Below are 12874 nucleotides of genomic sequence, written 5' to 3'. Positions count from 1 at the left end.
GGTGGCTCAGCCCAGGCGCTGCGCGAAAGCTCCGACCCGGCTGATGAACCGGTCGAAGAACACCACCGGGTCGACCTCCGTGCCGATGAGCGCATTGGGTGCGCGGCCCCAATGCCCGCGCCAGTCGGCCACCGTCATACCGCGGGTCAGGGTGCCGCTCAGTTCCACATCGACAGTGGTTTCCCGGTAGCTCACCAACCCCGGATCCAGCGCGACCGCGGCGGCCAGGGGGTCGTGCAGGTGGGCCAGATACCCGTCGTCGGTGTCGAAGTGAAACTCAAAGTAGAACCGCATGGCGTCCTCAAGCACGCGGATCAACGGGTTGGCCGCCGTCGACCGGGTACCCCGCTCGTCGAGGACGCTCATCGGCGCCGACGGTGAACCGGCCGCGGTCGCCAGCCGGTTCAGCAGTGCCGGTGTCAACGCGACGTTCTCGGTGAGGTTGAGGCCCAGCACGATTGGCACATGCGTCGCGTCGTCGAGCCCCCAGGCAGCGTTCCAGCCGCCGAACACCTCAGCGGCCGATTCGGGGTCCACGCTGACGTTCCACTCCGACACCGGAGTGGTGTTGCCGCGGTAGTCGAATGCCCCGCCCATGATCACCAGGCGGCGCAGCAGCTTGGGCAGCGTGGGCTCGGCGCGCATGGCCAGCGCCAGGTTGGTCAGCGGGCCGACGGCCAGTCCGATCAACTCACCCGGGTGGGCGCGGGCGGCCCGCACCCAGGCCTCGGCGGCGTCATGCGCGGTGAGCAGCCGGTCGGTCTCCGGCAATTGCGCGTATCCCAGGCCCTGTGGTCCGTGGGTGTCCTCGGCGGTACGCAGCGGTGCGCTCAACGGCTGCTCGGATCCCTTGGACACCGGGATGCCGGTCACCCCGCACAGTTCCAACAGTCCGAGGTTGTTCGCGCAAACCTGTTGCACCGGAACATTTCCCGCAGTGGAGGCGATACCGACCAACTCGGCTTCGGGACTGGCCAGCAGATATGCCAGTGCCATGGCGTCGTCGACTCCGGTATCCACGTCGGCGAACACTGGCAGGGATGTCACCTGGCCAACCTTAAGGGCGGGCAGGCTCACTGCTCAACAAATCGCAGGCCGACCAGGCCCACCACGATCAGAGCGATGAACGTCATCCGCAGTGGTGTCAGCGCATCGCTGAACAGCACCACGCCGGCAATGGTGACCCCGACCGCCCCGATGCCGGCCCACACCGCGTACGCCGTGCCGACCGGCAGGTGTTTGACCACCAGGGCCAGGATCACGAAGCTGGCCACCGCGGCGACCACGCACAACACGCTCGGCCACAGTCGGGTGAAGCCCTCGGACTGTTTGATGGCCAGCGCCCAGACGATCTCCAGCAGTCCGGCGAAGATCAGCAGGATCCACGACATCGTCGCCTCCGGGACGTCAGGCGTTGATGCCGCCGTCGACGGTCAACGTGGTGCCGTTGACGTACGTGGCATCCGGGCCGGCGAGATAGGCGACCGCCGCGGCGATCTCGCTGGCCTGCCCGTAGCGGCCCAGCGGGATGTTGGGCAGCTCCGCGGCCGCATCGGGGCTTTCGGCGGGGTTCATCTCGGTGTCGGTGTTACCCGGGTGCACCACGTTGGCGGTGATCCCGCGCGGCCCCAGATCCCGGGCCAGCCCACGGGTCAACCCGGCCGCGGCGGCCTTGGTCGCCGAGTACAGCGTTATCCCCGGAGCCGGCGTGCGGTCGGCCAGGGTGCTGCCGATGGTGATGATGCGGCCACCCTCGCCCATCACGGCCGCGGCGGCCTGGCTGAACAGCAACGGCGCGCGGACGTGCAGGTCGATGGCCTGATCGATGTCGTCGGCACTGATTTGGTCGAGCGGACCGGTGGGGAAGACCCCGGCGTTGTTCACCAGGATGTCGAGGCGGCCGAACGTCGCGATCACCGCGTCCACGGCGCGCCGCGCGGCATCGGGTGCGGCACTGTCGACCTGCAGCGCAACGGCTTTCGCTCCCGACAAGGTAATCGCGTCGACGACTGCGGCGGCCCGCTGCGGCGAAGAGTTGTAGGTGATGGCGACGTCGGCGCCGTCGGCGGCCAGGCGTTGCGCGATCGCGGCGCCGATCCCGCGGCTGCCCCCGGTGACCAACGCGACTTTCGATGTCAGTGACATGCCGGAGCTCCAATCAATTTTGTAATGAATACTACAAATATAAACTCATTCCATGCCCCGTCAACCCTCAGGCCGCCGCGGCCGACCCCGTGCCTTCGATCGGGACACCGCGCTGCAGGCAGCACTGGACGTGTTCTGGGAGCGGGGCTACGAGGGCACCCGGGTCAGCGACCTGACTGCGGCGATGGGCCTCAATGCGCCGAGCCTGTACGCCACCTTCGGCTCCAAGGAGGATCTGTTCCGCGAAGCGGTCGCGTACTACAACGCGCCCGACCGTTCGCCGACCACGATCGCGCTGCAGCGTCCCGGGCCGGTTCGGGACGCGGTCGAGGCCATGCTGCGTGACAACGTGCGCGACTACGCCGATCCCTCGACTCCGCCGGGTTGTCTGATCGTGCTCGCCGCCATCGCCTACTCGACCGAAACCGAGGTGATGCGCGACCTGCTCAAGAACTGCCGCGACGAGGACCGCGCACGGCTACTGGCCCGGATCCGCGGAGGCATGGCCGACGGGGAGTTGCCCGCGGACCTCGACGCGCAGCGGATGGCCTCGTTCATGATCACGGTGCTGTACGGACTGTCCATCCAGGCCAGGGACGGCGTCTCCCGCGCCGATATGGATGCGGCGGTGGATATGGCAATGGTGGCCTGGGACAACGCTGTTGGGGCGGCTACCAGTGCACGCCGGGGACCAGCCGCACCGCGCGCTTGACCGGGCGGGCCACCCGCCGCGGGACCCGCAGACCGCGGGCGCTGCGGGCCGGGCGCTTCGGCCGGCGTTGCGCCGTCCCGCCCGATGCCCCTTCGGCGGATTCACCATTCAGCCCACGTGCGGCCGCTGAGTCCGGGTAGCCCAGATACAGCTGATGCAGCACACGGCGAGACAGCTTCGGGGTCAGGTAGTTGCCGAAATCGGCGACAGTGCCCAGCGGGGTGTCGATCCGGGCCGGCTTGTCCACCAGGCCACGCACCACCATGGCTGCGGCGTGTTCGGCCGAGATCGGCGGTACCGGGTTGAGCTTGCGCGACGGTGCGATCATCGGCGTCTTCACCAGGGGCATGTGGATATTGGTGAAGGTGATGTGATCCGAAAGGGTTTCGGTGCCGACCACCTCGGAGAACGCATCCAGTGCGGCCTTGGACGGTAGGTAGGCACTGTACTTCGGGGTGTTGGCCTGCACACCGGCGCTGGACACGTTGACCACATGCCCGAACCGGCGTTCGCGCCAGTGCGGCAACAGCGCCAGCACCATACGGACCGAACCGAAATAGTTGACCGCCATCACCCGCTCGTAGTCGTGCAGGCGGTCCGTGGAGTTCGTCACCGATCGGCGGATGGACCGGCCGGCATTGTTCACCAGGTAGTCGACGTGGCCGAACCGGCCGAGAATGTCCTTGACCGTGTGCTCGACCGACGCGGAATCGGTGACGTCGCAAGTGAATGCGTAGGCCTGCCCGCCCGCCGAGCGGATCTCGGCGACCAGATCGTCGAGCGCCTCGCCGCTGCGCGCCAGGGCGAAGACGCACGCCGGCCGATGCCGCTGGAGGCGCCGGTGATGATGACGTGCCTACCGACCAGGGGGCCGGCCGGATCGTCGCGCCGTGCGCGGTCCGGGTCGAGGTGCTCGGCCCAGTACCGCCACAATTTCGGTGCGTACGAAGAGAATTCGGGCACCGCGATTCCGGTGCCGCGCAGCGCCGCCGTGGTGTTGTCCGCGGTGAAGGTCGGCCGCAACTCGACCACGTCGAGCACGTCACCGGGGATACCCAGCTGGGTGGCGACGATGTTGCGCACCGCCTTGACCCGCCCCCGCGCCCGCAACACCGGTGCCGCGGTGGCCCGCGGCAGTGAGCCGCGCAGCGGAGGCAACCCGGCCTCGCCCGCCACCCCGCGGTAGATCTCGCGCAGTCCGATGGTCTTCGGTGCGGTGAGGTGGAACGTCTCGCCGTCCTTGTCCTCGACGTGCATCAGCGCGACCATCGCGTCAACCACATAGTCCACCGGAACGACGTTGGTCCGGCCGCTGTCGGGCAGCATCATCGGTGTGAAACTGGGCAGCGCCGCTAGCCGTGCCAGGACGCCGAAGAAGTAGTAGGGGCCGTCGATCTTGTCCATCGCACCGGTCTGCGAATCGCCGACCACCACGGCCGGCCGGTACACCCGGTAGCGCAGGCCCGGCGTCGAGCGCACCAGCAGTTCGGCCTCGAACTTGGTCTGGTGGTACGGCGTGGGCAGATCCTGGGCGACATCGAAATCGTCCTCGGTGAACACGCCGCGATGGTTTCCGGCCACCGCGATCGAGGACACGTGATGCAACGTGGAGTCCAGCCGCCGGGCGAGTTCGATCACCGCACGGGTGCCGTCCACATTGGCGGCCCGCTGCTCGGACTCACCGACCGTCATGTCGTAGATGGCCGCGCAGTGCACCACGTGTGCGATGTCGCCCAATTCGGCGATATCGGTTTCGGTCAATCCCAAATCAGCCGCAGTCAGGTCGCCGACCAGCGGTTTCACTCGCTCATCCCAATCTTGGGCCAGCCGCTCGAAGCGGGTCAGCGACTCGCGTCGCACCAGCACCCACACCTCGGCGCCGGGGTCGCGGGACAAAATCCGGGTGATCACTCGGCGGCCGATAAACCCGGTACCGCCGGTAACGACATAACGCATGCGAGCCATCGTGGCCCTAGATCGGGCAAACGTCAACAAGGGCGGTCGACTCAACTATCGTCGGCACGCATGCCCCTCAATCCGGACGCCATTGGCGAGACGACCGATCCGATTCAGTTCGACTGGACCGACCGCGACACCCTGCTGTACGCCATCGGGGTCGGCGCAGGCACCGATGACCTTGCCTTCACCACCGAGAACAGCCACGAGATCGAACAGCAGGTGTTGCCGACCTATGCGGTGATCGCGTGCTCGGCGTTCCCGGCGGCGCTCAAGATCGGCACCTTCAACTTCAGCATGCTGCTGCACGGGTCCCAGGAGATCCGGTTGCACCGGCCGCTGCCCCCGTCCGGAAAGCTGACCGTGGTCTCCGAGGTCGCCGACATCCAGGACAAGGGTGAGGGCAAGAACGCGGTGGTCATGCTCAAGGGCATCGGCACCGATCCGGCCAGCGGCGAGGTCGTCGCGGAAACCCTTACCACCGTGGTCATTCGGGGCGAAGGCGGATTCGGCGGGCAGCCGGGGCAGCGCCCGGAGGCACCGCAGATTCCCGACCGCGAACCCGACGCCCAGGTGGTGCTGCCCACCCGTGAGGACCAGGCGCTGATCTACCGGCTCTCCGGGGATCGCAACCCCCTGCACAGCGATCCGTGGTTCGCGAAGAATCTCGCCGGGTTCCCGAAGCCGATCCTGCACGGCCTGTGCACCTACGGGGTGGCCGGCCGGGCGCTGGTGGCCGAGCTCGGCGGCGGCGACGCCACCAAGGTCCATGCGGTGGCGGCGCGGTTCAGTTCGCCGGTGTTCCCGGGAGAGACGCTGACGACGTCGATCTGGCGTACCGAAGCCGGCCGGGCGGTGTTCCGCACCGAGGCCAGCGGTCCCGACGGGACAGATGCCCGGCTCGTGCTCGAGGACGGCGCCGCTGAGTATTCCGACTGATCCGGCCGGTCCGGCAATTTCGTAGAAGCCCTGCACGCCGCGTGGTGGGTTGACAGGATCGAACCACTACGGCGCGCACGGGGCGGTGCGGGATGGGTGGTGGCGGATGACGCAGGCAAACCTGGTCGTTGGATATCTGGCCACCCCCGGTGGCGCCGATGCTCTGGCCTTGGCGGTCCGGTTCGCCCGGACATTGGGCGCCGAGGTCAACATCTGCATCGTGCTACCGCCCGACACCGCGCCGCCGGGGACCGTACCCAAAGGTGGCGGCTACGAGGAAGTCGTGGCCGAACAGGCGCAGGGCTGGCTGGACGACGCCTTGGCCTCGGTGCCCGACGACGTTGTGGCGCACACGCATCTGAGCTTCGACGAGTCGTTCACCGACGGCCTGATCCGCGAAGCGCTGCGGCTGCAGGCGGCCGCCATCGTGGTCGGTGGCGCCGGCGGCGGACTGGTCGGCAGCTTCTCGCTGGGGTCGGTGGTCAACGAACTGCTGCACTCCTCACCGGTGCCGGTCGCGGTGGCGCCGCGCGGAACCCGTGATTCCCGGGTGCAGCGCGTGCACGAGATCACCTGCGCCATCGGCCGGCGTCAGGGTTCGGATCTGTTGCTCGCCACCGCGGTCCGGGCCAGCCGGGTGGCGGACGTCCCGCTGCGGCTGGTGTCGTTGGTCGCACTCGATCCGACTTTCGGCTCGCTGCGCGGCGACGCCGAGGCGGTCCGGTCGCACGCGCTCGCCCACGCCGAACGCACCCTCGATGCGGCCAGAAACGAACTGCCGGCTGATTTTCCGGTGACCTCCACCATCGTCAACGGCCCAAGCGTCGAGGCTGCCGTCGAACAGTTGAGCTGGGATGACGGTGACGTCATCATGGTCGGGTCCAGTCGGCTCAGCGCGCCACGGCGGATCTTCCTCGGCTCCACCGCGGCGAAGATGTTACGGGTGTTGGACGTACCCATGGTGGTTGTGCCCCGGGATGAACTGAAAGACGGCGAGGACAACTCATGACCGAGTCCGCATCGGAACGCGAGTCGCATCAGAAGCTCGAGGAGGCCGAACACCCGGCGGGGCTGGTGTCCAAGGGGCTTGCCGCGGGCAAGGTCGGTACGTTCTCGGGTGCGATCCTCGGGATCTCATGTGTGGCACCCGGATACACACTGACGGCGAGCATCGGCCTGATCGTCGCCGCGGTCGGGCTGAAGATGCCTGCGATCTTCATCGCCGGCTTCATCCCGATGTTCCTGACCGCGTACGCCTACCGCGAGCTGAATTCGCGTGCGCCTGACTGCGGTGCGTCGTTCACGTGGTCCACCAAGGCATTCGGGCCATATGTCGGCTGGATGTGCGGATGGGGCATGGTGGTCGCGTCCATCATCGTGCTGTCCAACCTCGCCGCTATCGCCGTCGAGTTCTTCTACCTGTTCATCGCCCGGGTCACCAACCACCCGCCGATCGCCGAGCTCGCCGACAACAAGGCCATCAATATCGTTACCACGCTGGTGTTCCTGGTGATCGCGACTGCCATCGCCAGTCGCGGCATCACAACGAGTGAACGGGTGCAGTACGTCCTGGTGGGTTTCCAGATGGTGGTGCTGCTGGCGTTCGCGGTGCTGGCGTTCGTCCATGTGGGCCGCGGCGACGCCCCGGCCGGCTTGTCGTTCGACCTCGACTGGTTCAACCCGTTCAGCGGACTGGTGTTGAGCGCCTTCGTGGTTGGCGTGACCGGATCGATCTTCGCCTTCTGGGGCTGGGACACCTGCCTGACGCTGGGGGAGGAATCCAAGGATCCGACGAAGGTGCCGGGCCGGGCCGGATTGCTCTGCGTGCTGTCCATCCTCGCGACGTACCTGCTGATCGCGGTCGCGGTCATGATGTACGCCGGCGTCGGCGAATCCGACCTCGGACTGGGCAATCCGGACAATGCCGAGAACGTGTTCGCCGCACTGGCGGACCCCGTGCTGGGCACCTGGGCCGGCCCGCTGCTGTTCCTGGCGATCCTGGCCTCGTCGGTGGCCAGCCTGCAGACCACGTTCCTGCCCGCCGCGCGGGCGATGCTGGCGATGGGCGCCTACAAGGCCTTCCCGCCGCGCTTCGCCGAGGTCAGCCCGCGCTACCTTGTGCCCACCTACGCGACCGTCGTCGCGGGCGTCGTCACCGGTGTGTTCTACACCGTGGTGAGTCTGCTGTCAGAGAGCGCCTTGCTGGATACCATTGCCGCCCTTGGCATCATGATTTGCTGGTACTACGGCATCACCGCGTTCGCGTGCGTGTGGTACTTCCGCCGGGAGCTGTTCACCAGCGCCCACAACGTGGTGTTCAAGTTCCTGTTCCCACTGCTCGGCGGGATCGTGCTCGCGGCGGTGTTCGTGATCTCGATCGGCGAGAGCATGGACCCGGAGAACGCCAGCGGCGCGGCGATCGGCGGCATCGGCCTGGTGTTCTTCATCGGCTTCGGCGTGCTGCTGTTCGGTGCCGTGCTCATGTTGATCTGGCGGTCGGTCAATCCGGCGTTCTTCCGCGGCGAGACACTGCGCTACGACACACCGTCGCTGGTGGACTGACGCACGAGCACCGCGAAATCAACGAAATGGTCGTCACCGCACGGTCTTCACGACCACAGCGTTGATTTCGCGGTCGAAGCCTCCGAGCTATCCGGCCGCGTTGCCGATGCCGGACTCGCCCTTGTTGTGCGCCAACTCGAACGGATCCAGCAGGTCCCACACCGTGGTCACGGCCTGGACCTTGAGTTCGGCGCCGGGCTCCTCCAGGTTGATCAAGTCGGCGATGATGTCGTAGCCGTAGTACACCGCCGACCCCGGCGGCGTGGTCTTGATCAGCTCGTTGATGATGGTCTGCCGGGCAGCCCGCGCGGCGTCATCGTCACCCAGCGCCGGTGCCAGGCTGGGCAGAATCTTGCTGATCGGGATCACCGCATTCACCCACGGCACGATTTGGGTGCCCCGGTAGATCTGCTCGGTCGCCTCGCGCACAAGCGGTTTGAGCTCGTTCGGCGCGGCGCCCATCAACGCATCCCGCAGATCCAGGATCTCGGGGGGAATGTCCTTCGGCTCGGGATCATTGTCGCGCAGGGGGTTGGGGTCCCACGGCGTAGCTGCCTGGTCCTGGACTGCGGCGACCTTCGGGGTGACCGAGGTCTTGCTCGTCGGCTGCGCGACTGTCTCGGTATCCGGCTTTTCCTCCACCACGGGCGTCGGCTTGGGAGCCGCGGCCTGCTTGGGAGCGAACAGGTCCTTGAGCTTGGCGACCTGGCCGGCCTCGAACTCCTCGGCACTCGGCTTCGGCTTGGGCTTGACAGCCACCGGCTTGGCGGGCTTGGCGGCCTGCACGGTCTTGGTGACGTGCGCGGCCGCCTTCTCGATCTTGTCGGCCTGCTTGTCGATGCTTTCCTTGACGCTGTCCTTGACCTTGGACAGCGGCTTGGCGCGCTTGGTGTCGCCGGCCTTTGTTTCACCACGCTTGGGCCCAGCGTTGACGCTCGACGTGCTGCTGGTCGATTCCTTGGCCGCGCCGTCACCCGAATCCGCGTGGGCGGTGCCTTGGCCGGCCACGGCGATCGCCGCTCCGACTCCTGCCGCTACCGCGACACCACCGAGATAGCCGATGTACTTGGTTGACGCTGACGTTGTGGCCATTGCCTGCCTTTCAGACCCGATCCCCAGCCCAGAGGCATCGTAGGGGGCCGCGGCGTGATCGGCATCACGAGGTGACCTACACCCACGTGCTGCCATGCACCCACGCCACTCCTGGTTCGAACAATTGTTCGATACACTGGTCTGGTGGGTTGGCATAACGGGCCGCCGAGCTGGTCGGAGATGGAGCGGGTGCTTCCCGGCAAGCCCCGCCGGTCCGGGCTGCCGCTGGAGCCCGCCGGCGACGGCGGGGACAGCCCGGCCTGGTCCCGCAAGCGTGGTGCCTATCAACAGCCGGACATCTCCCGCATCGGCGGTTCGGTGCGTTACGCCGAACTGCACACGCACAGTGCCTACAGCTTCCTCGATGGAGCGAGTACGCCGGAGGAGTTGGTCGAGGAGGCGGCCCGGTTGAACCTGCGGGCCATCGCGCTGACCGACCATGACGGGCTCTACGGCGTGGTGCGGTTCGCCGAGGCGGCCAGGGAGCTTGACGTGGCCACGGTGTTCGGTGCCGAGCTGTCGCTGGGAAACGTCCCCCGCACCGAGGACCCCGATCCGCCCGGCCCGCACCTGCTGGTGCTGGCCCGTGGGCCGGAGGGATACCGGCGGCTGTCCCGCGAGATCGCCAAGGCGCACCTGGCCGGCGGTGAGAAGGGTAAGCCCCGCTACGACTTCGACGAGCTCACCGAGGCCGCCGGTGGGCACTGGCACATCCTCACCGGCTGTCGCAAAGGTCATGTCCGCCAGGCGCTCTCGGAAGGCGGTCCGGAAGCCGCCGCCACCGCACTGGCCGACCTGGTGGACCGCTTCGGGGCGGACCGGGTCAGCATCGAGCTCACCCATCACGGCCATCCGTGTGACGACGAGCGCAACGCCGCTCTGGCCGGGCTGGCTCCACGGTTCGGCATACCGGTGGTAGCCACCACCGGTGCGCACTTCGCCGCCCCCGAGCGGGGCCGGCTGGCCATGGCGATGGCCGCGATCCGGGCCCGCAACTCGATGGATACCGCGGCCGGGTGGCTGGCCCCACTGGGCGGGTCGCATCTGCGCTCGGGGGAGGAGATGGCCCGGCGGTTCGGTACCGAGATCGTGACGGCAGCAGCGGATCTCGGTGATCAATGTGCCTTCGCGCTGGCGCTCATCGCCCCGCAACTGCCACCGTTCGACGTCCCAGCCGGACATACCGAGGACAGCTGGCTGCGGCATCTGGTCATGACGGGGGCGGCTGAGCGGTACGGGCCGATCAACCATGCCAAGAAGGCCTATGCACAGATCGAACACGAGCTGCGCATCATCGAGCAACTGAAGTTCCCGGGCTATTTCCTTGTGGTGCATGACATCACCCGGTTCTGTCGCGACAACGACATCCTGTGCCAGGGCAGGGGATCGGCGGCCAATTCGGCGGTCTGCTATGCGCTCAAGGTCACCAACGTCGACCCGATCGCCAACGAGCTGCTGTTCGAACGGTTCCTGTCCCCGGCCCGCGACGGTCCACCCGACATCGATATCGACATCGAATCGGACCTGCGCGAGAACGTCATTCAGTACGTCTACGAGCGTTATGGCCGTGATTACGCCGCCCAGGTCGCCAACGTCATCACCTATCGCGGACGCAGTGCGGTCCGCGACATGGCCCGAGCGCTGGGTTTCTCCCAGGGGCAGCAGGACGCCTGGAGCAAGCAGCTCAGCCGGTGGAATGGGCGTCCGGACTCGCCAGAGGCAGAGGACATCCCGCAGCCGGTGATCGAGTTGGCCACCCAGATCGCCAACCTGCCGCGGCACCTCGGCATCCACTCCGGCGGCATGGTGATCTGTGACCGCCCGATCGCCGACGTGTGCCCGGTGGAATGGGCCCGCATGGCCAACCGCAGCGTGCTGCAGTGGGACAAAGATGACTGTGCGGCAATCGGTTTGGTCAAGTTCGACCTGCTCGGCCTCGGCATGCTCTCGGCGCTGCACTACGCCATCGATCTACTGGCCGAGCACAAGGGCATCACCGTGGACCTGGCCAAGCTGGATCTGTCCGAACCGGCGGTCTACGAGATGCTGCAGAAGGCCGACTCGGTCGGGGTGTTCCAGGTGGAGTCCCGCGCACAGATGGCCACCCTGCCCCGGCTCAAGCCGCGGGAGTTCTACGACCTGGTGGTCGAGGTTGCGCTGATCCGGCCCGGCCCGATCCAGGGCGGCTCGGTGCACCCTTACATCAAGCGGCGCAACGGTCTGGAGAAGGTCACCTATGACCATCCCTCGATGGAGCCGGCGCTGAAGAAAACGCTGGGGGTGCCACTGTTCCAGGAACAGCTCATGCAATTGGCCGTCGACTGTGCGGGTTTCACTCCGGCCGAGGCCGACCAGTTGCGCCGGGCGATGGGTTCCAAACGCTCCACCGAGAAGATGCGCCGGCTGCGGAGCCGGTTCTATGACGGCATGGCCGAGCTTCACGGCATCACCGGTGACGTGGCCGAGCGGATCTACGAGAAACTGGAGGCGTTCGCCAATTTCGGTTTCCCGGAGAGTCATTCGCTGAGTTTCGCGTCATTGGTGTTCTACTCGTCGTGGTTCAAACTCCACCATCCGGCGGCGTTCTGCGCGGCGCTGCTGCGGGCACAGCCGATGGGGTTCTACTCGCCACAGTCGCTGGTGGCCGACGCGCGCCGGCACGGGGTAGTGGTACACGGCCCTGATGTCAACGCCAGCCTGGCCTACGCCACGCTGGAAAGCGCAGGCATGGACGTGCGGCTGGGGCTGGGCAGCGTCCGCCACATCGGCGACGAGCTGGCCCAGCGCCTGGTCGACGAGCGAAATGCCAACGGGCCGTTCGAAACCCTGATCGACCTGACCAACCGGGTGCAGCTGTCGGTACCGCAGACCGAGGCGCTGGCCACCGCCGGTGCGCTGGGTTGCTTCAAGATCAGCCGGCGCGAGGCGCTGTGGGCAGCGGGTGCGGCGGCCACTCAGCGGCCGGACCGACTGCCGGGGGTGGGCTCGTCGTCGCACGTGCCGCCGTTGCCGGGGATGAGCGCCCTGGAGCTGTCGGCTGCCGACGTGTGGGCCACCGGTGTCTCGCCGGACAGCTATCCCACTCAGTACCTGCGCGCCGACCTCGACGCGCTGGGGGTGATTCCCGCCGACAAGTTGCTGGATGTCGTCGACGGAACCCGGATCCTGGTTGCCGGGGCGGTGACTCACCGGCAGCGTCCGGCGACCGCGCAGGGCGTGACGTTCATGAACCTCGAAGACGAGACCGGGATGGTCAACGTGCTGTGTGCGCCGGGGGTGTGGGCGCGCTACCGCAAGCTGGCGCAGACGGCACCGGCGCTGGTGGTCCGCGGCATCGTGCAGAACGCCAGCGGGGCGGTCACCGTGATCGCCGACCGGATGGGCCCGGTCGAGCTGAAGGTCGGCTCGCGGTCGCGAGACTTCCGCTGACCCACTGTGAGTTAGGTAACCCTTATGACTGGGACGCGG

General features: G+C 67.3%; 9 protein-coding genes and 1 pseudogene. 5 read left to right on the top strand and 5 right to left on the bottom strand.

Annotated elements, in window-relative coordinates:
• Nucleotides 1–6: 6 nt before the first annotated feature.
• From BN2156_RS13695 to BN2156_RS13685, 3 genes are read right to left on the bottom strand one after another with little or no spacing between them, the layout of a single operon-like run.
• Entirely contained in the window at nt 7–1038 is a 1032-nt protein-coding gene (locus tag BN2156_RS13695; protein ID WP_090515890.1) for a nucleoside hydrolase, read from the bottom strand.
• A gap of 35 nt (nt 1039–1073) precedes the next feature.
• Complete coding sequence (locus BN2156_RS13690) at nt 1074–1391, bottom strand: DMT family transporter (RefSeq protein WP_090514616.1); 318 nt, start codon at nt 1389–1391, stop codon at nt 1074–1076.
• A gap of 16 nt (nt 1392–1407) precedes the next feature.
• The gene (locus BN2156_RS13685) at nt 1408–2145 is read right to left on the bottom strand and encodes a 3-oxoacyl-ACP reductase family protein (protein WP_090514613.1); all 738 of its coding nucleotides are present in this window, start codon (nt 2143–2145) and stop codon (nt 1408–1410) included.
• Nucleotides 2146–2197: 52 nt separating this feature from the next.
• Between BN2156_RS13685 and BN2156_RS13680 the strand changes: the two genes are divergently transcribed.
• Nucleotides 2198–2857: a TetR/AcrR family transcriptional regulator gene (locus tag BN2156_RS13680; protein ID WP_090514610.1), complete on the top strand. Its 660-nt coding sequence runs from the start codon at nt 2198–2200 to the stop codon at nt 2855–2857.
• Here BN2156_RS13680 and BN2156_RS13675 read toward each other — a convergent pair.
• Nucleotides 2817–4813 (bottom strand): annotated as a pseudogene (locus BN2156_RS13675) (SDR family oxidoreductase). The gene BN2156_RS13680 and the pseudogene BN2156_RS13675 overlap by 41 nt on opposite strands.
• Before the next feature lie 69 nt (nt 4814–4882).
• On the opposite strand from BN2156_RS13675, the gene BN2156_RS13670 reads away from it, so the two are divergent.
• The 3 genes from BN2156_RS13670 to BN2156_RS13660 all read left to right on the top strand — a co-directional run bounded on the left by BN2156_RS13670 (nt 4883) and on the right by BN2156_RS13660 (nt 8314).
• Nucleotides 4883–5752: a MaoC family dehydratase gene (locus tag BN2156_RS13670; protein WP_090514608.1), complete on the top strand. Its 870-nt coding sequence runs from the start codon at nt 4883–4885 to the stop codon at nt 5750–5752.
• A gap of 106 nt (nt 5753–5858) precedes the next feature.
• Entirely contained in the window at nt 5859–6761 is a 903-nt protein-coding gene (locus BN2156_RS13665) for a universal stress protein (RefSeq protein ID WP_090514605.1), read from the top strand.
• On the top strand, nt 6758–8314 hold the full coding sequence (locus BN2156_RS13660; RefSeq protein WP_090514603.1) for an APC family permease: 1557 nt from the start codon (nt 6758–6760) through the stop codon (nt 8312–8314). Before BN2156_RS13665 ends, BN2156_RS13660 begins: the two co-directional genes overlap by 4 nt.
• Before the next feature lie 87 nt (nt 8315–8401).
• On the opposite strand, the gene BN2156_RS13655 is transcribed toward BN2156_RS13660, so the two are convergent.
• On the bottom strand, nt 8402–9406 hold the full coding sequence (locus BN2156_RS13655) for a hypothetical protein (RefSeq protein ID WP_235625297.1): 1005 nt from the start codon (nt 9404–9406) through the stop codon (nt 8402–8404).
• 144 nt (nt 9407–9550) lie between these two features.
• On the opposite strand from BN2156_RS13655, the gene BN2156_RS13650 reads away from it, so the two are divergent.
• The gene (locus BN2156_RS13650) at nt 9551–12835 is read left to right on the top strand and encodes an error-prone DNA polymerase (protein WP_090514600.1); all 3285 of its coding nucleotides are present in this window, start codon (nt 9551–9553) and stop codon (nt 12833–12835) included.
• The last annotated feature ends 39 nt before the right edge of the window (nt 12836–12874 follow it).

The sequence above is a fragment of the Mycolicibacterium neworleansense genome (assembly GCF_001245615.1).
GTDB classification, from domain to species: domain Bacteria; phylum Actinomycetota; class Actinomycetes; order Mycobacteriales; family Mycobacteriaceae; genus Mycobacterium; species Mycobacterium neworleansense.
Note: the sequence above shows the minus strand (reverse complement) of the source record. Positions and strands in the feature narration are given on the sequence as shown.